Below are 18,904 nucleotides of genomic sequence, written 5' to 3'. Positions count from 1 at the left end.
TTATGGCGAATCGCCATCTTCCCGCGCTGTTGGTGATCATGGACGGCTGCGGCCTCGCCCCTGAGGGCGCGGACAATGCCGTCGCTGCCGCCAACACGCCGTTCTTGGACAGCCTGTACGCCACGTACCCGCACACCACGCTGGGCGCTTCGGGTGAGGACGTCGGCCTGCCCGAGGGCCAGATGGGCAACTCCGAGGTCGGACACCTCAACATCGGTGCGGGCCGCATCGTGTTCCAGGAGCTTTCGCGCATCAACAATGCCATCAAGGACGGCTCGCTCAAAGAGAACCCCGTCTTCACCAAGGCAATGGACGACGTTGCCGCTGCGGGCAAGACGCTGCACCTTATGGGCCTCATGAGCCCGGGCGGCGTGCATTCCATGCAGAGCCATTGCGAGGCGCTCGTTTCCATGGCTGCCGAGCGCGGCGTTAAGACCGTGCGTGTGCACTGCTTCATGGACGGTCGCGACGTGGATCCGCAGTCCGGCGCCGGTTATGTGTCCGAGCTGGCCGCGTTCCTGGCCGAGGTTTCCGAGCAGACCGGCTGCGATGCCCGCATCGCCACGGTTTCCGGCCGCTATTGGGCCATGGACCGCGACAACCGTTGGGAGCGCATCGAGCGCGCCTACGACGTGCTGGCGAACGCTTCCAGTGACGAGGCAGACGCCGTTGAGGGCATCAAGGCCTACTACGAGAAGGACCCGCGCGGCGATGAGTTCGTCGAGCCGTTTGCCTGCCACAACGAGGGCATCCATGAGGGCGACGCGGTAATTTTCTTCAACTTCCGCCCCGACCGCGCCCGTCAGATGACGCGTGTGTTCACGGATGAGGGTTTCGACGGCTTTGCGCGCGAGCAGATCGCGCTCAGCCATTTCGTGACGATGACCGAGTACGACCCCACGTTCAACGTCGAGGTCGCGTTCCCCAAGACCTTCCCCGAGAACGTCTTGGCCGATGTCATCGCCGCCAATGGCCTCAAGCAGCTGCACACTGCCGAAACCGAGAAGTACGCCCATGTGACGTTCTTCCTGAACGGCGGCATCGAGGAGCCCAAGGAGGGCGAGGAGCGCGTGCTCGTTGCCAGCCCCAAGGTCGCGACGTACGACCTCAAGCCCGAGATGAGCGCGCCCGAGGTCACTGAGAAGCTCGTTGCTGCCATCAATGAGGACCGCGCCGACTTCTACATCGTGAACTTCGCGAACTGCGACATGGTTGGTCACACTGGTGTGTTCGAGGCTGCCGTTGCTGCCGTTGAGGCTGTTGACGAGGCCCTTTCCAAGGTCATTCCCGCCATTCAGGCCAAGGGTGGCTTTGCACTGATCACCGCCGACCACGGCAACGCCGACCACATGTTTGACGTTGACGCTGCTGGCGAGCAGCATCCGTTCACGGCGCACACCACTAACCGCGTGCCGTTCATCGTCGTGAGCGATCGTGCGAAGCTCACCGGCATCGAGGACGGGCGTCTTTCCGACATCGCGCCCACGATGCTTTCCATGGCGGGCCTTGAGCCCTCCGCGGAGATGACCGGTCGCGTGCTGGCCGTCGAGGAGTAGTTCTTTTCGACTGAAGCTTGGTCTTTAGTTTGCATCTTGCAGGAAAACCTCCCGAAGAATCATCTTCGGGAGGTTTTCTTTAACGTTGGGGGGGTGTCTTCTGACTTGTCAACGAATTCTGTCTGAGTATTCGGAAGTTCCCCTCCAAAAGCGTTGCAGGACCGCGAGTTTTTGGAAAACTTTGCAGAAAAATGCGCTTATGCAACGCTTTTGTAGCTTGGTGTGGCCTAAGCAAGAACTTCGAGGCGTTCAACGGGCTTGTTGCGCTTGTGCGACGCTTTTCACCTTTCAAGAATGGATCGAGTATCAAGACCCCCTCTTCCAAAATAAGCGCAATACAAAACGTTATTTTCAGAAGGAACGGGGAACACTGGGGGATACGTAAGAGCGCGGGACTAAAGGAGGGCAAATGGATACGCCGGTCGTTTTATCTCATCAAACGGCATGGCTTTTTTACCATGCGCCAAATCGTCATGAGGTTCTTGCCGGCAATCTTGACTACCGTATCGATGAAATCGGTTTGACTGCTCACAAGATTGCAGAACGAATTCGCAGGTTTTTGCAGGACTGTGGCGTTCCCGCAAGTCAGCTTCAAACTCTGCACATTCTGTATGCAAAGGATTTCATGCGAACGCGTTCCAAGTCGTTTCGTCCACACGCCTTTGGTGCACTGATCGGTGAGTCAAGAGTTCATGAACTTGTTCCCGGTCTTTGCGTCGTGTGCGAAGAGTTGTGTTTTATGCAGGCGGCAACATGGATGAGCCGTTTTAAGCTTATCGAATTTGGCTACGAGTTGTGCGGTCGCTATGAATTGTCGATTCCAAGCCCGCATTCCGCATCATATCGTGAATGCATGCCGTTGACTTCTCGTAAAAAGATTCAGACGTATGTGGATGAGCATCCTGGTATAAGAGGGGCCAAACGAGCAAAAAATGCACTTGTTCGAGTCCGGGATTGGGCGCGGTCGCCTATGGAAACTGCAACTGCCATGGCTGTTATCTTGAATCGAAGCGAGGGAGGACTGGGTTTTCGCGGCTTTGACATGAACTATCGAGTCGAAATACCGGCCGAGCTGAGATTTCTCACGACCTCTACGTTTCTTGAAATTGATCTGTATGCTCCGCATTCGAAGACGGGGATTGAATACGATGGCGAAGTGCATGCGGATGCCGCTCAGCGTGCTCGCGACGCAGAGCGCCTTTCAACGTTGCGTGCCATGGGGGTAAAAGTACACGTTGTGACGAAGAGACAGTTTTCCGAACAATTGTCGTTTCATCGGGCGATGAACGCGATTGCGAGGAGCCTCTACCTTGATATCGAGCCTACGCCTGAGTTTCAACGTGCCCAAAACGAGCTTCGAGAGTTTCTTATTAGGGATTGGTCTGCATGAGGGTGATATGCAAAATGTTTTGAGAGGACGAGCACCATCGCTACCATTACGCAAGCAGTGAAGTGAGGGCGAAACGCAAAACGGTTTGGGAAGGTGAAAACGACGGCCTGAGAGGACGAAAGCTCCCAAAGCGTAAGCGTCGCAGGACCGCGAGTTTTTGGAAAACTTTGCAGAAAAATGCGCTTATGCGACGCTTTTGAAGTTTGATGTGTTCCCGTAAAGGAATTTCGAGATGCCCATCAGGTTCTTTGCGTTTTCGCGCTTTCATTCGAGTTGAAATTAACGTGGACGTTGCAAGCACGGCGAGGCGATGTGCTACCATTGTCCGCTGTACGTGAATTGACAAGAAGGAGTTCCCTGTGGGTCCGTTCCAAATCATCCTCTTCATCGTGTGGGCGCTGTCTACGCTTGCGCTCATCGCACTCGTTCTCATGCATTCCGGCAAGGGCACCGGCGTTTCCGACATGATCGCCAGCTCCCTGTATAACTCGAACGCCGCTACGGGCGTCATGGAGCAGAACCTTGACAAGCTCACGGTTATCGCTGCCTGCGTCTTTGCTGCGTGCGTCGTGCTTGCCATGTTCTTCTTCCCGCAGGGAATCGTCGGCATCTAAACCATTTGCTCACATACGCGTAATGCTGCCCCGTCGGTTTAGCCCGACGGGGCTTTTTGTTTTAGGGCTGAAAGGTGAAGGCGAGAAACGGGGGGGGAGCCGCAGGGCGAAGTGGGTGGAAAGAAGGGCTCGACGTTCGCGGTCGCCATTGCCGCCCCGAGGGAAGCTGCGGGGCAACGTGAATGAAGGAAGGGCGAGGCAGAAGGATAGGGCAGACCGCTCATCCGCTTGGGGCTTACGTTCGCCCCGCCGGCCCGTTACCGATCAGAAACAATGCGTGGGCACCTTGTGTACTTAACTTGTTCATTTGCGGGGCAAAGCATTCTTTCCCCAGCAAGCACTTTGTTGAAATAAAGGAAAAGCAGACCCTTTGGCAAAAACCTCACACTCTAGTATGCAAAAGTGCGATATGGTATCGGGTACGTTGATGCGCGGTGTATCTAGCCTTGCGACCGCCATCGACACACGAGGGCGGCACGTGTTCGCACTTCCGGTACACCAAGGGGGTGTTTACCGGCGCCAACCCTCGTAAAGCCAATTTATAAGGAGGATGGCATGGCTAAGTTTACTGAGCCCGTGGTGGGTCGTCGCCAGTTCGTCGGCGGCGCTCTCGCTACGAGCGCCCTCGCCGCGCTCTCTGGTTGCGGCGGCAACAAACCCGCAGAGGGCAGCGCTCCCGCCGGGGGTGGCACTGGCGACAACATCATGAGCTTCTACCTCTCCGAGCCGGCGTACATCGATCCGTACAACGCTCAGGAGAACCAGGGCACCGCTGTTGCCCGCGCCATGTTCGACGGTCTTATGACCTGGGACTGGGACACCAACTCCGCCGTGCCCATGTGCGCTGCCGAGATGCCCGAGATCTCTGAGGACGGCCTCGTGTACACCTTCAAGCTCAAGGAGGGCATGAAGTTCCACAATGGCGACCCCGTTGACGCCGAGTCCTTCGTCCGCGGCTGGACCCGTGTTGCCGACCCCAAGATGGCGACTCCGTCCGACATCTGCTACCACCTCGCTCCCGTTGCCGGCTATGCCGAGTTCAACGCCGGCGAGGCCGACGAGTTCGCTGGCATCAAGGCTATCGATGAGCTGACCTTTGAGGTCACCCTTGGCGCCCCCATGGCCGACTTCCTCGCCGTGTGCTGCCACCCGGGCCTCGTGCCGGTTCCGCAGGCCGCTCTCGACGACCCCAAGTCCTTCCTCGAGCAGCCCATCGGCAACGGCCCCTTCTACATGGACGAGCCCTGGAAGCACAACCAGTACATCAACCTCGTCAAGTTCGACGAGTATCACGGCGAGCCCGCTAAGCTCGACGGCGTGTACATGTCTATCCAGAAGGATCCGGACACCGCCTACAACGAGTTCAAGGCCGGCACCATCGACTTCGCTCAGATCCCCACGGGTCAGATCGAGGCCAACAAGAAGACCTACGGCGTTGCCGAGGACGGCTACACCTCCACCCCGGGCAAGCAGTGCCTGCTGGGCGTCGAGCTCTCCGTCTACTTCATGATTCCCTGCTCTCAGGACCCCGTGCTCCAGGACGTCAATGTCCGTCGCGCCCTGTCCCTGGCCATCAACCGTCAGAACATCGTCGACACCCTGTACGAGGGTTCTCGCCAGCCGGCTACCTCCATCATGCCGACTGCCATTGACGACGATCCCGAGAACACCTGGGAGTACTGCGCTTACGATCCCGAGCGCGCCGCTCAGATCCTCGACGAGGCCGGCTACCCGGCTGGCGCCGACGGCAAGCGCGGTCTTGAGATCACGCTGAACTACAACGGCGACGGTGGTCACGAGGACCTCATGTCCACCATCCAGCTCGACCTTGAGGCTGTGGGCTTCACCGTCAAGCAGGACGCCGTCGAGTGGGCTACCTACCTCGAGAACCTCTCCGCTGACACCTTCTCCTTCGGTCGCCTCGGCTGGACCGCTGACTACCCGACCATGGACAATATGCTGTACCCGAATTTCTTCACCGGCGCTGAGAACAACTACGCCAAGTACAGCAACCCCGAGGCCGACGAGCTCATGCTTCAGGCCCGTCAGACCGAGGACGAGGAAGAGCGCAAGGCTGCTTGCCGCAAGGTTTGCGCCCTCATCGGCGAGGACATGCCCGTTGTGCCGATCATGTTCTACGCTCACAACTATGTTGCTTCCGAGCGCATGGCGTCCTTCAACTACGACGCTCAGACCATCCCGCACTTCGAGACCGCTGAGCTCGCCTAAGTTCGTGCTGGAGTAGCTCGATAGCACCTGAAAGCAGGGCATCGCGAGAGCGGTGTCCTGCTTTACTGTCGTACTGTTTTACGACTTATGCAGTGGTGCTCATGCATGGAAATGCGCTTGCATCGCATAACGATGCATAATCACCGCTGCATAGTCCGTCGCATATCGTATAATGGTTATTTATGCTGCGGCGTACTGTAGCTAAGTGTAGTGTCCATCTGACTAGGGAGGGTATCGCTGTGCTCAGGTACATCCTCAAGCGAGTCCTACAGTTCATCCCGGTCTTCCTCGGCGTCACGCTCATTCTGTTCATCCTACAGAATGTCGTTCCGGGCGACCCGATCAAACTGATCGCCGGCGAGAGGAAACTCGATCCTGTTACCGAGATGAACATCCGCGCCGCTCACGGTCTCATCAAGACCGACGCGGACGGCAACATCATCTATGACGAGAACGGCGACACCATCGAAACGCCGATGGTGGAGCGTTACTTCGATTACCTGGGCGGCCTGCTCCAGGGTGATCTCGGCACTTCGTATCAGAAGGGCCGCGAGGTAACCGAAATGATTCTCGAGGCGTATCCGTATACGGTGCAGATTGCCCTCGTCGCCATCGTCATCGAGGCGATCGTGGGTATCGGTGCGGGCATCATCTCGGCCATCAAGCGCTACTCGTTCTGGGATGTGCTCGTGACGCTCGTCACATCCGCGCTCGTGGCCATGCCCGCCTTCTGGCTGGGCCTGCTGCTCCAGCTGTTCTTCGGCATCTGGCTCAAGGACCTCTCTGGCGGCGCACTTGCCCTGCCGATTTCCGGCGTCCCCGGCCCGCGCCCGCAGTTCGCTGGCTGGATGTACTACATCCTGCCCGCCGTCACCCTCGCTGCGATCTCCACGGCGTACACCGCTCGAATCATGCGCTCGCAGCTCATCGAGGTTATGAACCAGGACTATATCCGTACCGCCAAGGCAAAGGGCCTCTCCAAGCGCGACATCATCTTCAAGCACGCGCTCAAGAACGCCCTCATCCCGGTCGTCACCTACGTTGGCATGGACTTCGGCGCCATGCTCGCCGGCGCCATCCTCACCGAGACGGTGTTCAACTGGCCCGGTATCGGCCAGCAGACTTACACGGCCATCACGCGCCGCGACTGGCCCATCGTCATGGGTTCCGTCACGGTCATCGTGGTCGTGGTTATGATCATCAACCTGATTGTCGATGTGAGCTACGCGTTCCTTGATCCGCGTATCCGCCTTGGCAACAAGAGCGAGAAGTAGGGGAGGAGAATCATGCAGTATCCTCTGGATCTCGATACGCGTGCCGACGAGTGCGCTGCGGCAGCCGAAGCTCCGGTGAATGCCGAGGACAGTAATCCGTCCCGCACCCTGTGGGGCGACGCCTTCAAGCGCCTGAAGAAGAATCGCCTTGCGATTTTCGCCATCATCTGGATTCTCTTCGTCGTTGTCGTTGCCGCCACCGCCGATTTGTGGGTCCCGCAGGTCCTCGGCGCGCCGAACGCCTCCGATACGGCGACCATGGTGATGAACTCGCGCCTCGCGCCATCGCTTCAGCACCCCTTTGGTACCGACACCCTCGGCCGTGACGTGCTTTCCCGTGTTATCTACGGCGCCCGCATCTCTCTGACCGTCGGCATCGTCGCCACGGGCATCTCCACCATCATCGGCCTGGTGCTCGGCGCCATCGCCGCGTACTACGGTGGCCTTTGGGATACGATCATCATGCGCCTGGCCGATATCTTCCTGGCGTTCCCGTACACCCTGTTCGTCATTGCCATGATCGCGGTCATCGGCAACGGCATCCAGAACGTGTTTATCGCCATCGGCATCTTGGGCTGGCCTTCGATCGCCCGCGTCTTCCGTTCCGCCATTCTCTCCGTCAAGGAGAGCGACTACGTGGACGCGGCGCGCTCCATGGGTGCCTCCGACGTGCGCATCATCGCCCGCCACATCTTCCCGAACTCCGTCGCCTCCATCGTGGTGTACGCCACCATGAACATCGGCGGCGCCATCCTGACCGAGTCCGCCCTGTCGTTCTTGGGCTTGGGCGTCATCCCGCCCGATCCCTCGTGGGGCACCCTCATCCAGGAGGGCCAGAAGTTCCTGCAGACCGAGCCGTGGCTCATGATCATGCCCGGCCTTGCCATCCTGACCACCGTTCTTGCCTTCACCCTGCTGGGTGACGGCCTGCGCGATGCGCTCGACGTGAAGATGAAGGACGCGTAAACCATGGCTAAGAAGAACGATTCCTACGTCGACATCAAGACACAGCCGGTTCCCGAGGGACACCACCTGCTCGAGGTCGACGACCTGAAGATGTACTTCCATACCGAGGACGGCGTGGTCCACGCGGTCGACGGCGTGTCCTACACGCTCGACCGCGGTGAGACCCTGGGCGTCGTGGGTGAGTCCGGCTCCGGCAAGTCCGTGACCGCCATGACCATCATGGGCCTCATCTCCATGCCTCCGGGAAAGATCGAGGGCGGCTCTGTCACGTACCGTGGCCATGACCTGCTCAACATGTCCGAAGAGGATATGCAGCACGTCCGCGGCAACGATATCGCCATGATCTTCCAGGACCCCATGACCTCCCTGAACCCGGTCTATAAGATCGGCCGTCAGGTGGGCGAGGGCCTGCGCTTGCATCGCGGCTACTCCAAGGAGGAGGCGCTTAAGCGCGCCACCGAGCTGCTCGACCTCGTGGGCATCCCCGAGCCCGAGAAGCGCGTGAATGAGTATCCGCATCAGTTCTCCGGCGGTATGCGCCAGCGTGTCATGATCGCCATGGCTCTCGCCTGCGACCCTGACATCCTGATCGCCGACGAGCCCACCACGGCTCTCGACGTGACCATTCAGGCGCAGATCATCGAGCTCATGCAGGAAATGCAGGAGAAGAACGGAAACGCCATCATCATGATTACCCACGACCTGGGTGTTGTGGCAGACATGGCCGACAAGATCATGGTCATGTACGCCGGTCACCCGGTCGAGTTCGGTACCGCCGACGAGATCTTCTACGAGAGCCGCCACCCCTACACCTGGGGCCTCATCCGCTCCATTCCGGAGCAGGCGACCGATGAGAAGAAGCCGCTCACGCCCATCCATGGCAACCCGCCGTCGCTCGTGAACCTTCCCGCTGGCTGTGCCTTCGCACCCCGTTGCCCGTATGCAACGGAGCTGTGCCACAAGGAGCGTCCGAAGAAGTACGTCATGTCGGATGGCCATTATTCCGAGTGCCATTACGCTGACGACGATGCTTTTGTTAAGAAGTTCGCGCCCGATACCTCTCGTTCGCGCGCGACCATTCCCGCTGCCATTCCCGACGATGTGGAAGCTACGAAGGGAGGCGATGCGTAAATGGCCGAGAATACCCCGTTGCTCAAGGTCGAGCACCTTTACAAGGAATTCCCGACGGGTTCCGGCTTCTTGGCAGGCAAGTTCTCCAAGAAGGTCGTCTCCGCCGTTAACGACATCTCGTTTGAGATTCACGCAGGTGAGACCTTTGGTCTGGTAGGCGAGTCCGGCTGCGGCAAGTCCACCACGGGCCGTGCCATCATGCACCTCGACCCGCCGACCTCCGGCAAGGTCTACTTCGAGGGTCGCGACGTTTCCAAGATGAGCAAAAAAGAGCTCAAGGACATGCGTCGTGAGATGCAGTTCATCTTCCAGGATCCGTATGCGTCACTGAATCCGCGTATGACCATCGGCGAGATTATCTCCGAGCCCATGGTCATCCACGGCATCGGTACTCCCGAGGAGCGCATCGAGCGCGTTCGCGAGCTGCTTGATGTCGTCGGCCTCAATCCGGAGCACATCAACCGTTATCCGCACGAGTTTTCCGGCGGCCAGCGCCAGCGCGTGGGCATTGCCCGTTCGTTCATCCTGCGCCCGAAGCTCATTATCTGCGACGAGCCTGTTTCCGCTCTTGACGTGTCCATTCAGGCCCAGGTCCTGAACCTGTTGAAGGACCTGCAGAAGCAGTACGGCACCGCGTACCTGTTCATCGCGCACGACCTCTCCGTCGTGCAGCACATCTCCGATCGCGTGGCCGTTATGTACCTCGGCAAGATGGTGGAGCTCTCCGATTGGAAGCGCCTCTACGCTCAGCCGAACCACCCGTACACGCAGTCGCTGCTCTCCGCTGTGCCGATTCCCGATCCGGACGTGCAGAAGAGCCGCAAGCGCATCATCCTCGCGGGCGATCCGCCCTCGCCGATCGATCCGCCGACTGGCTGCCGTTTCCATACGCGCTGCCCGATCGCTCAGACTCGTTGCTCCGAGGAGACCCCGGAGTTCCGTGAGGTCGAGAACGGCCACTTCTGCGCCTGTCACTTTGCGCAGCCGTTCCCCATCAAGGAGACGCACATTGACCTCTAAGAGGTTGCAATAGAGAATTGCATGTGAAAACGGGCTTTCGGGCCCGTTTTCATTTAGAGTGGACAGGTGGAATACTCGGTCCGCGATGGGAGGGCCTCATGATCGACCGACGGACATTCTTGAGCGGTTTTGCGGCTGCGGGTACGCTTGCCGGGCTTTCGGGTTGCATGACGCAGCCAACGGAGGCCCACAAAGGGGCGAATGCCGTTCCGGTTTCGTGGGTGCGCTATCGCATCGGTAAGGCCGGGGCCATCGACCCGATGCTCATCGACAATGAAGCGGGCCGGGTTGTGGTTTCGCAGCTCTTTGATCCCTTGCTGCGATTCGACTTTGCATCCGGCGAACTTACGCCTTGCGTCGCCACTTCGTATCAGGTTGCCGAGGACGCGCGTTCGGTCACGTTTTCCCTTGCAGAGGGCGTCACGTTCCATAACGGCGACCCCGTTACCTCCGTATCGTTTAAGCGTGCGTGGGAGCGTTTGGTGCGTCCCCAACCTGGCGCAGAGGTTGAGGGCTCATCCGATGACGCGGTGGGCGAAGACGGGGCGTACGCCCTGCATAATCCTCTGACGCATCTGCTTGAGTTGGTGGATGGCTATGAGGCGCTCCATCGCGGCAGAGCTTCAGAGCTTGTGGGTGTTCGCTGTCCCGACGATCAAACGCTCGTCGTGGAGCTCACCGAGCCCGATGCGGAGTGGGTGTATACGGTGGCTCATCCGGCGCTTTCCCCCGTGCCGAAAGAGGCGGAGGATGACCCCGAGACCTTCGCGAATAATCCCATCGGTAACGGTCCGTTCAAAATGAAGCGTGCATGGGACGGCAAGGAGGAAGTCCGCTTGACGGCATATGCCGACTATGCGTTCGGAAAAGCCTCCGTCGAAGGTGCTTTGCTCACCATGGAGGATGACACTCAGGTCGCGTATAGGCAATTTGAAGCGGGCAATGTGGACGTGTGCGATGTTCCCGTTGACCAGTATAAAAACGTGCTCGACACCTTTGGGGCGGCTGAAGATGGCTGCACCATGACGCTGGGAGCGGGCGTGGCGCGCTGCGATGAGCCGACGTTGGTGTACCTGATGTGCAACACCCAGGTAGCTCCGCTTGATAATGCGGCGCTGCGCACGGCGCTGTCATATGCCATCGACCGTGAGGCTCTTGCCGACAAAACGCTCAAGGGGAGTGCCGCTCCCGCTACGAGCCCGGTGCCCCCGTGCGTTGCCAGGGGCGAGATCCCCGCTTGGTCCGCGTGTTCCTACGATCCCGATTACGCTGCGGAGTTGTTTGAGCAAGCGTATCCGGCGGAACCAGACGAAAAGCGTGATATGAGCCTGACGTTGCTGTATCGCAAAGGCGGCGTCCAAGAGTACGTCGCCGAGCAGATTAAAGAGGACCTTGCCATTGTGGGAATCACCCTTAAACTTCAGGCGCTCCAAGCGGGGGAGCTTGTGCAGCGCTACGATGAGGGCGATTTTGAATGTGCTCTCGCAACGTGGGTGCCCACGCGTCCCACGCCCTTGGCATTTGTAGAGCCGCTTTTGGAAGGGGAGCGCGATTCGCTGCCTGAGATAAATGACGTCGAGGAAGGCCAGTCTATCGCAGCGAGTTCGCTCAACGAGGAAGGTCAGCCTGCCGTAACGAGTCTGTTCGATCAGGCCCGTGCGACGACCGATGCCTCTGCACGGCACGACCTATGCGCGCAGGCGCTGCAGCTGGCGTCCGAGCGCATGGCGGTTATCCCCCTGGTGCATCCCGTCCACACCAAAGTTGCATCCGAGCGCATCGGGCGTCTTGCGGTTGATGCAAACGCCTTGCCCGACCTTGCGCATGCGCAGAAGTAGTGGATTGAAGCGGACGCCACCGGGTGTTTTGCATGTACAATCAGGCTCTTGACCTCGGAGAATGTTGTTTCTCGAGAACTTTTTGAAAAAATGCTTGCACAACAGGGGCGGTTCGGGTTACTATCTTCTCTGTTGCGAACGTCGGAGTGGCGGAATTGGCAGACGCGCTAGCTTGAGGTGCTAGTGACCATTTTGCGGTCATGCGGGTTCAAGTCCCGCCTCCGACACCATAGCAATTAACGAGGGCCACCATGAGTGGCTCTTTTACTATCTATCGCACGCGGTCGTGCGATGCGCGCCGTGTATGCGAGTTTTCGCGGAGGGGCGCCCATGGATTTCATTCACAATGATGAACTTGGCGACGCGGTCCGTTTGACGGAGCTGGTGAGCGATGCGATCGTGGTATGCGATATGGACGGCACGGTCCAGCATGTGAATGCCAAGCTTCTCGATTTGGTGAAGTCCTCGCGTGAGCGCGTGGTGGGCGTGGATGTCAAGGATTTGCTGTACAGCGCCATGTTTGAGCGCGCCCAGGATCATCGGATGCCGTTTGCGTCGGACGGTACGGACAACACGCTCATGCTCAAACTCACCGATGGCTCCTTCATCCCCGTGGGCGTTCGCGCCATCGAGCTCGAGCCGCCGCAGAACCCCGAAAACGATCACGCGCATCGATATGTCGTCGCAATCCGGAGCCTTGAGGAGCGCTTTGCGAACGACCGTAAGATGCAGCGCCTTCTCTCAGAGCTTCAGGCGGCGAACAAGCGCCTTTCGGGCACTCTATCCATAATTATGTCCACGGTGGGCTCAAACGACCTTGCATCGCTTGTAGACGCGGTGCTCAATCGCATGACCGAGACGCTCGACGCCTCGGGTGCCACCGCGTACTTCGCGGAGAGCGGCGGTTTCAAGTTGCGTGGCGTGAGTCGCGGCATGCAGGGGGTATACGTCCCCGATTTCATCCCGTACGGTGCGGGTGTCCCCACCTACGTGTTGCGCGAGCAGCGTGCGTGCCGCCTATCCATCACTTCCGGCGGATTGACGGGAGGCAGCTCCTCTACGGGTGAGCTGTACGACATCGACGCACATCTCAAGCGCAGCCTACCGTTCCAATACATGCCGCCCTTCAAGACCGTCATCGCCGTTCCGGTGTATTTCGGAACGCAGGTGCTCGGCATCATCGAGCTCGGCTGGTCGCGCCCGTGCACGCCGCGCGTTTACGACGTCAGCGTGCTCGAGGTGGTGTGCGACTATCTTTCCATCGAGCTGGTGGGTGTTGCCACATCGTTGCGGGCCGAACGCACGTCCGAGCTTACCCGCTCGCTCAATCGCGCGCGCGACATGCTGTTCGCGTTGAGCGACGACCGTGTATCGGCTTGGCGGGAAATCACCGAGGAAGTGCGCCAGCAACTCTCTTGCCGACTGTTGCCGGTGCTGTTCGATCCCGAGCGTTCGGTTTACGTGATCGATTACGAAGGAGGCAGCTCGGTCGTTTTGCCCAAGAGCGCTGACGAGGCGTTTTTCTCTGAGACCGCGCCTGCCGCCCGTGTGGGAGCCTTTGCGAAGTCCGATTTCATGGAGACGGCGAACGGTCCCCTTGCCGTGGCTGAGGAACCCAAACAAGCGCGGTTGGCGCGCGTCGACCGCACGACGCGGATCGGCAGATGGTTTGCAAGCCACGGTTTGCCGTGTCAAGGCGTCTACATCGATCTTGGGCCCGAGATGAGCGAAAACGAGTTCGTTGAGGATGTGGGACCGTTTGCCGCCGTTTTACCGCCGCGTCGGTTCCTGTTGTTGCGTGACGGCTCTCAAGAGCCCATCGACGACCTTGAGTTTGACTACCTTACGCATCTTGCCCACGACTTCGAGCTCGTCATGGGCGATGCGCGCCAGCAGGAGCATGAGCGTCGCATTGCGCAAACGCTTCAGGTGGGCATGCGCAACGCTTTGGGCAGCGTGCCGGGCATCACGGCGGACTCGCTTTACTCTTCCGCAACGCAGCAGGCGCTTGTGGGTGGCGACTTCTACACACTCATACGCCTACCCGATGACCGTGCTGTTATGATCCTGGGCGACGTGTCGGGCAAGGGCGTTGAGGCGGCTTCGATGTCCTCGCTCGTCAAGACGGCGCTGACCGCCTATACCTGGGAGGGAGCGAGCCCAGCGCGTATGGCGCGCTCGCTCAACCGCATGCTCATGAGTTTCTCGCGCGTTGAGACGTTCGTGACGGTGTTCATCGCCAAGCTCGATTTGCGACATGGACGTGCGACATATTGCTCGGCGGGCCATCCGCCCGCGATGCTGCTGCACACCGATGCAGACGGCGCGGTGGAAGCAGAGCAGCTGAGCACGCAATCGGGTGTGATCGGCGCGTTCTCGTCCATGGCGTACGAAAACGGTACCTTCACCTTTAAGCCCGGTGACATCCTGTTCATGTATACCGACGGTGCGATTGAGGCGCGCGATGCGTCGGGCGCCTTCTTTGGCGAGGAGCGGCTGAGCAGCGTGTTACTGAGCGCTGCGGCGGATGGCATCGACGGCATGTGCGCGCAGGTGCTCGACGCGCTCGACACCTTTACGGGTTCTGCGCTCGATGACGATATCGCGCTTGCTGCCTTGCGTTTTGACGGGTTGACTGAATAGAAGCGCATGCGTGCGGGAACGATAGCGGCATGAATGAGTGGAACGACATATCGGTTATTGCCCCTACGCGCGACATTGATCTGTCCACGGTGCCTGCGCTCCGCACGCAGGTGGATGCGCTTATCGAGAGCGGCGTTCGCCGCATTATCGTGAACTGCCAAAACGTTACGTTTATCGACTCAACGGGTTTGGCGTTTTTGCTCACGCGTGCTCGCACACTGCTGGAGCGTGGCGGAATGCTGTCGTTGGTGGGCGCTTCGTCCGAGGTCATACGGTTTTTGCAAATAGCGCGCTTGATCGACGTACTGCACGTTTCAGCCATAGACAAGCCGCCAGTGCCGGTGCTTTCGCCCGATGTTCCGCCGCTGTGGAGCAAGAGCTTTGCGATTCGTTCGGGCGTCGAGAATTTGGGGTATTACCGCCATCGTGTGGTCGAGCTGCTTGGCACGTTGCCCCTGAGCCGCGACGATTGCTTCGACGTCGCCCTGGCGGTGGGGGAGGCGCTGTCCAACGCGTATGATCATGCGTGCGATGCCTGCGGGTGTGTGATGACGGTCGAGGCGTTTCCCGATCGCGTGGTGATCGAGGTCAATGACTGCGGTAGCGGCTATGAGATCGCGGCGGATGAAGAGCCGGTTGAAAGCCGCGAGCGCGGACGCGGTATTCGCCTGATGCGTATGCTTGTCGACAACGTTGACGTGCGTCGCCGTTCCGATGCCCAGGGCACGCAGGTGCGGTTGATTAAGCTGCTGTAGGCTTGGTGGAGCGGCTTGCTCTTCGCTCGCACCGTCAGCACGGTTCGAATCCATGAGATGTGCGCGTAAAAGAAAAGGTGCCCGATTGGACACCTTAACAAGACAATGGAGGCGGCTCCCGGATTCGAACCGGGGGTAAAGGCTTTGCAGGCCTCTGCCTTACCACTTGGCCAAGCCGCCATATATGAAAAAGGCCGATCTTTCAACCGGCCCCTCACATGCAATGGAGCGGACAACGGGGCTCGAACCCGCGACCCCAACCTTGGCAAGGTTGTGCTCTACCAACTGAGCCATGTCCGCTTGCAGGAAGATACTATACGCAAATGTTTCGGACTGTGCAAGCACTTTTTTTAAAAAAATTGCGATACTGACGAAGCTGCAGGTACAGGGCATAAAATGCAGATTTGATTTGATTATGTCCGTGGGGTGTAATTTAGTGTTTGCCGGATACATAATGCGCCGTTCGCATGTCTGTTTGGATATGTGTCGGTATTGCTTCCACATGTATCGAAGCTGCCCAGTATTTGTTTGCTTCCAGTGTGCGTGAAACGCGCGATTGCAAAATAGTTTGAAAAAATCCTTGCGACAATGAGCGGAGCTTGGTATAGTTAACCCCGCGCTGATGCGCGCACCTGAGACGGGCGATTAGCTCAGGGGGAGAGCACTTCCCTGACACGGAAGGGGTCACAAGTTCAAATCTTGTATCGCCCACCACGAATTATGAGGTCACGGTATGTACCGTGACCTTTTTTCGTTTAGATGCATCTAGCTGTTTTGCCCCATAAACCTGTAGTGCGTTTGCGATGTTCGGAAGGGCAGCTAGATTAGCTCACGGCTACGACATGAAAATGATTTTTCCAGTACGCTGATGATTGATATCGAGTTTGTTGAATAGCAAGCTTCATTCATTTCCAGATCTAGTTGGAATTCAGTCTTCTCCTATTTGTCAAGAGAAACCTATATGTACGGTCGGAAATACTCACTTACCGAATACCGGGGTCTCACTCAAAAAGTGTCCGGACGAAACGATAGAGTTGTAGTGAGACAAAAAAGGCTCCTCGAGAGGAGCCTAAGCAAGTCAGATGACCACCTACGTGGCGCCCGGGGGCAATTTTGGCTAAGCCGTATTTTGACTCGCAGTGTCGTTTTGACTGGTAATCCAACCAGCGTGTGGAACGCCGGTGGACTCTCGACGTTTTGGGGCAGTGTCGTTTTGACTGGTAATCCAACCGGTGGAGGACATGTATTCATCGCCGAGCAAGTTGACGGATCTACCCGATTCATTGACCCTCAGACTGGCTCGAGCGATTGCTCGTCATACTTCTCGATGATTTCAAGTGGGGAGACCGAGATACTTCGCGTCGATGACAAGGACGTGACCGACCTGATAAAGAAGGCGGTGGGATAATTCAATGGATTACCAAGGCGCGCTGGCTGTTGCGAAGGGGATTCTTGATTGTCCTCCTCATTACGGCATTGTCGATATCGGACGCGCAGATGATTTCTGGGCGTTCTACGGCGGGTATCTCGATGGGATCGACAGGGACTTGAATCCATCTATCGTCGTCGTTATGAAAGAATCGGGCGAAATCATCCAGCCGCAGATACCGAGCGCCGATGGATTCGCGTTGCTCGATGAAGTCACATCTTGGATTGACGGAGTTTTGGGGCAGTGTCGTTTTGACTGGTAATCCAACGAGTCCCTGAGTCCGTTACATATCCGTTGTGTTTTGGGGCAGTGTCGTTTTGACTGGTAATCCAACCACGTACAGGAGCGCGTGGAATTCGAAGGTGTTTTGGGGCAGTGTCGTTTTGACTGGTAATCCAACTACAACTCCGGCGTCGATGCGCGGCAGCGTTGAGAAAGCAATGGCAGAATACGGAGACGGTTCAAGGGCTATAATTAGGGTGAGATGGAAGGGCAGGAACAGCGGCGGGCACGTATTCATGGCCGAGCAGGTTGATGGCGTGACTAGATTTATCGACTCGCAGACTGGCTCCGATGACTGCTCATCATATTTCAACGACGTCAGGAAAAGGGAGACGTTTATCTTGCGTGTCGATGACAATCCTGTGACCGGGCTTATTGAAAAGGCGGCGGTTAAAAGATGATGAACGTCCCTGATGAGGTCATCAAGGCCTACGACAGTATTCAGGCCGGTCTTGCGCAATTCGAGAGACTTGGCGAGTTGTTTGCGATCTCGAGTGGCTTTGCGTGCTTCAAGAGTGATGCGAGGACTGGGTTTGATGTCTCATTGCCGGCCTACACGATTGATTTATCTGGCGTGGTCACGGAAGTGCCACCGCTTACTGACGCATGGTTTACCCTATGCGAAATCGATGCTGTTTTGGGGCAGTGTCGTTTTGACTGGTAATCCAACTTGTTGAGGTAGATGAAGTGCTTCTGGTAGTTTTGGGGCAGTGTCGTTTTGACTGGTAATCCAACATGAAAGATCCCGGCAAGGATAAAATGAGGTTGACTACGATTCACGTCGCGAAACGGAAGGGGTGATGGCATGGAAGTCGAGATGTTCTCCAGAATCAAGCTCAAGGACGGTACCGTCGGTAACATCGTTGAGGTTTGGAAGGAAGGGGAGGACTACGAGTTCGAGCCCGCCGATCACTCCGATTTCGATGACGGCGCTCCGCTGACCTACCTCATCCACATCGATGATATAGCCGAGGTCATAGCCTAGCTGATTAATAGAGGGGGCGCATGTCATGTCTCTCGGATGGTACAGCAGTTTTGGGGCAGTGTCGTTTTGACTGGTAATCCAACTCGTCGCCGTTTGACGTCACGCGGAACACGTTTTGGGGCAGTGTCGTTTTGACTGGTAATCCAACAGGTGGAATGCGCACAAAAAAGCCGCCAACGTGTGGCGGCCTATGCGCGCGCGTGCGCGGTTCCCCACCAGGCGGTGAGGATGGCTAACTGATGCGTCAGTCCTCGGTGCCCTGCGTCTCAAGTGCGCAACGCGGCGGGTCGATGGTTGCTATCGCCGCGCCGGTGGCACGGTCCACCAACACGACGTCCACGCCGCAGGCGTCCGCTATGTCGGCGACGGTTGCGAGGGCTGGTGAGCGTCTTGGCATGGCGACGACGCCTGCCCAATTTGCGGAGCGCCCAAGCTCCTCGCTCACTTTTCGGAAGCTTTTCCCCGAACGCTCGATGATGAACCTAACAACGTTGTTTACCTGCATAAACGCACCTCTCTTTCGTTGCAAGCAGTATACAACAATTGTTATACGTTTAACAAACGTTGTGTAGGTTTTGTGTAGACGTTTAACTTCCGTTGTGCGTTTAATGGTTGTTGTGCAATCATGCAACCAGCCGCAAGGGAACGGCGGGCACCTTGAAAACAGCATCAGGAGCAGGGAGCAGAGTTAATGCGTTTTGGGGCAGTGTCGTTTTGACTGGTAATCCAACGAGAGAACAAAAGTTGCTTTCAGGGGTCCAGCAGAAGCTCGACCGAGAACACACAGTTAGA

At 57.9% G+C, this 18,904-nt stretch carries 17 protein-coding genes and 4 tRNA genes; 18 read left to right on the top strand and 3 right to left on the bottom strand.

The features are described from left to right. Positions 1–2 precede the first annotated feature (2 nt). From gpmI to C1711_RS02865, 12 genes are all read left to right on the top strand, one after another. On the top strand, positions 3–1,556 hold the full coding sequence (gene gpmI / locus C1711_RS02920; RefSeq protein ID WP_102337714.1) for a 2,3-bisphosphoglycerate-independent phosphoglycerate mutase: 1,554 nt from the start codon (positions 3–5) through the stop codon (positions 1,554–1,556). A gap of 409 nt (positions 1,557–1,965) precedes the next feature. After that, positions 1,966–2,946: a hypothetical protein gene (locus tag C1711_RS02915; RefSeq protein WP_102337713.1), complete on the top strand. Its 981-nt coding sequence runs from the start codon at positions 1,966–1,968 to the stop codon at positions 2,944–2,946. 359 nt (positions 2,947–3,305) lie between these two features. Then, positions 3,306–3,560, top strand: coding sequence for a preprotein translocase subunit SecG (gene secG / locus C1711_RS02910; protein WP_102337712.1), 255 nt, complete (start codon positions 3,306–3,308; stop codon positions 3,558–3,560). 555 nt (positions 3,561–4,115) lie between these two features. After that, a complete protein-coding gene (locus tag C1711_RS02905; RefSeq protein ID WP_102337711.1) occupies positions 4,116–5,789 on the top strand; it encodes a peptide ABC transporter substrate-binding protein in 1,674 nt (557 codons plus the stop codon). Between the two features lie 239 nt (positions 5,790–6,028). Continuing rightward, the gene (locus C1711_RS02900) at positions 6,029–7,063 is read left to right on the top strand and encodes an ABC transporter permease (protein ID WP_102337710.1); all 1,035 of its coding nucleotides are present in this window, start codon (positions 6,029–6,031) and stop codon (positions 7,061–7,063) included. A 12-nt stretch (positions 7,064–7,075) separates the two neighbouring features. Then, positions 7,076–8,029 carry an ABC transporter permease gene (locus tag C1711_RS02895; RefSeq protein WP_102337709.1) on the top strand — a complete coding sequence of 318 codons (954 nt, stop codon included), beginning with the start codon at positions 7,076–7,078 and terminating at the stop codon, positions 8,027–8,029. Between the two features lie 3 nt (positions 8,030–8,032). Continuing rightward, a complete protein-coding gene (locus C1711_RS02890; protein WP_102337708.1) occupies positions 8,033–9,160 on the top strand; it encodes an ABC transporter ATP-binding protein in 1,128 nt (375 codons plus the stop codon). Continuing rightward, positions 9,161–10,180, top strand: a complete 1,020-nt coding sequence (locus tag C1711_RS02885; protein WP_102337707.1) for an ABC transporter ATP-binding protein — start codon at positions 9,161–9,163, stop codon at positions 10,178–10,180. Between the two features lie 98 nt (positions 10,181–10,278). Further along, complete coding sequence (locus C1711_RS02880; protein WP_102337706.1) at positions 10,279–12,018, top strand: ABC transporter substrate-binding protein; 1,740 nt, start codon at positions 10,279–10,281, stop codon at positions 12,016–12,018. 140 nt (positions 12,019–12,158) lie between these two features. Next, positions 12,159–12,248 (top strand) — tRNA-Leu (locus tag C1711_RS02875). 100 nt (positions 12,249–12,348) lie between these two features. Further along, positions 12,349–14,661: a SpoIIE family protein phosphatase gene (locus C1711_RS02870; RefSeq protein WP_102337705.1), complete on the top strand. Its 2,313-nt coding sequence runs from the start codon at positions 12,349–12,351 to the stop codon at positions 14,659–14,661. A 29-nt stretch (positions 14,662–14,690) separates the two neighbouring features. Continuing rightward, positions 14,691–15,416 (top strand): anti-sigma factor antagonist, encoded by a 726-nt coding sequence (locus C1711_RS02865; RefSeq protein ID WP_102337704.1) that lies wholly within the window; start codon positions 14,691–14,693, stop codon positions 15,414–15,416. A gap of 106 nt (positions 15,417–15,522) precedes the next feature. Here the strand turns inward: C1711_RS02865 and C1711_RS02860 are convergent. Beyond that, positions 15,523–15,596 (bottom strand) — tRNA-Cys (locus C1711_RS02860). A 44-nt stretch (positions 15,597–15,640) separates the two neighbouring features. Beyond that, positions 15,641–15,716 (bottom strand) — tRNA-Gly (locus tag C1711_RS02855). A gap of 339 nt (positions 15,717–16,055) precedes the next feature. Between C1711_RS02855 and C1711_RS02850 the strand changes: the two genes are divergently transcribed. The 6 genes from C1711_RS02850 (at position 16,056) to C1711_RS02825 (ending at position 18,112) form a co-directional block, all read left to right on the top strand. Then, positions 16,056–16,130: transfer RNA gene (locus C1711_RS02850), tRNA-Val, on the top strand. 415 nt (positions 16,131–16,545) lie between these two features. Continuing rightward, a complete protein-coding gene (locus C1711_RS07690) occupies positions 16,546–16,824 on the top strand; it encodes a hypothetical protein (RefSeq protein WP_234346196.1) in 279 nt (92 codons plus the stop codon). 4 nt (positions 16,825–16,828) lie between these two features. Then, positions 16,829–17,107: a hypothetical protein gene (locus tag C1711_RS02840; RefSeq protein WP_102337702.1), complete on the top strand. Its 279-nt coding sequence runs from the start codon at positions 16,829–16,831 to the stop codon at positions 17,105–17,107. Positions 17,108–17,261: 154 nt separating this feature from the next. Further along, entirely contained in the window at positions 17,262–17,528 is a 267-nt protein-coding gene (locus C1711_RS02835; RefSeq protein WP_267892310.1) for a toxin glutamine deamidase domain-containing protein, read from the top strand. Then, the gene (locus C1711_RS02830) at positions 17,525–17,791 is read left to right on the top strand and encodes a hypothetical protein (RefSeq protein WP_102337700.1); all 267 of its coding nucleotides are present in this window, start codon (positions 17,525–17,527) and stop codon (positions 17,789–17,791) included. The genes C1711_RS02835 and C1711_RS02830 overlap by 4 nt, the downstream gene beginning before the upstream one ends. Before the next feature lie 141 nt (positions 17,792–17,932). Beyond that, a complete protein-coding gene (locus C1711_RS02825) occupies positions 17,933–18,112 on the top strand; it encodes a hypothetical protein (protein WP_102337699.1) in 180 nt (59 codons plus the stop codon). A gap of 244 nt (positions 18,113–18,356) precedes the next feature. Here the strand turns inward: C1711_RS02825 and C1711_RS02820 are convergent, their stop codons facing one another. Beyond that, positions 18,357–18,617 carry a helix-turn-helix domain-containing protein gene (locus C1711_RS02820; RefSeq protein ID WP_102337698.1) on the bottom strand — a complete coding sequence of 87 codons (261 nt, stop codon included), beginning with the start codon at positions 18,615–18,617 and terminating at the stop codon, positions 18,357–18,359. Positions 18,618–18,904 lie beyond the last annotated feature (287 nt).

Origin of the sequence: Collinsella provencensis, from assembly GCF_900199705.1 — a bacterium.
GTDB lineage: Bacteria > Actinomycetota > Coriobacteriia > Coriobacteriales > Coriobacteriaceae > Collinsella > Collinsella provencensis.
This window is presented reverse-complemented; position numbering and strand designations above follow the sequence as displayed.

What these genes read in the sequence shown, in the direction of transcription:
- gpmI (WP_102337714.1), top strand. Translation starts at nt 3, where the DNA reads ATGGCGAATCGCCATCTTCCCGCGCTGTTGGTGATCATGGACGGCTGC.
- C1711_RS02915 (WP_102337713.1), top strand. Translation starts at nt 1,966, where the DNA reads ATGGATACGCCGGTCGTTTTATCTCATCAAACGGCATGGCTTTTTTAC.
- C1711_RS02905 (WP_102337711.1), top strand. Translation starts at nt 4,116, where the DNA reads ATGGCTAAGTTTACTGAGCCCGTGGTGGGTCGTCGCCAGTTCGTCGGC.
- C1711_RS02895 (WP_102337709.1), top strand. Translation starts at nt 7,076, where the DNA reads ATGCAGTATCCTCTGGATCTCGATACGCGTGCCGACGAGTGCGCTGCG.
- C1711_RS02890 (WP_102337708.1), top strand. Translation starts at nt 8,033, where the DNA reads ATGGCTAAGAAGAACGATTCCTACGTCGACATCAAGACACAGCCGGTT.
- C1711_RS02885 (WP_102337707.1), top strand. Translation starts at nt 9,161, where the DNA reads ATGGCCGAGAATACCCCGTTGCTCAAGGTCGAGCACCTTTACAAGGAA.
- C1711_RS02880 (WP_102337706.1), top strand. Translation starts at nt 10,279, where the DNA reads ATGATCGACCGACGGACATTCTTGAGCGGTTTTGCGGCTGCGGGTACG.
- C1711_RS02870 (WP_102337705.1), top strand. Translation starts at nt 12,349, where the DNA reads ATGGATTTCATTCACAATGATGAACTTGGCGACGCGGTCCGTTTGACG.
- C1711_RS02865 (WP_102337704.1), top strand. Translation starts at nt 14,691, where the DNA reads ATGAATGAGTGGAACGACATATCGGTTATTGCCCCTACGCGCGACATT.
- C1711_RS02840 (WP_102337702.1), top strand. Translation starts at nt 16,829, where the DNA reads ATGGATTACCAAGGCGCGCTGGCTGTTGCGAAGGGGATTCTTGATTGT.
- C1711_RS02835 (WP_267892310.1), top strand. Translation starts at nt 17,262, where the DNA reads ATGCGCGGCAGCGTTGAGAAAGCAATGGCAGAATACGGAGACGGTTCA.
- C1711_RS02830 (WP_102337700.1), top strand. Translation starts at nt 17,525, where the DNA reads ATGATGAACGTCCCTGATGAGGTCATCAAGGCCTACGACAGTATTCAG.
- C1711_RS02825 (WP_102337699.1), top strand. Translation starts at nt 17,933, where the DNA reads ATGGAAGTCGAGATGTTCTCCAGAATCAAGCTCAAGGACGGTACCGTC.
- C1711_RS02820 (WP_102337698.1), bottom strand. Translation starts at nt 18,617, where the DNA reads ATGCAGGTAAACAACGTTGTTAGGTTCATCATCGAGCGTTCGGGGAAA.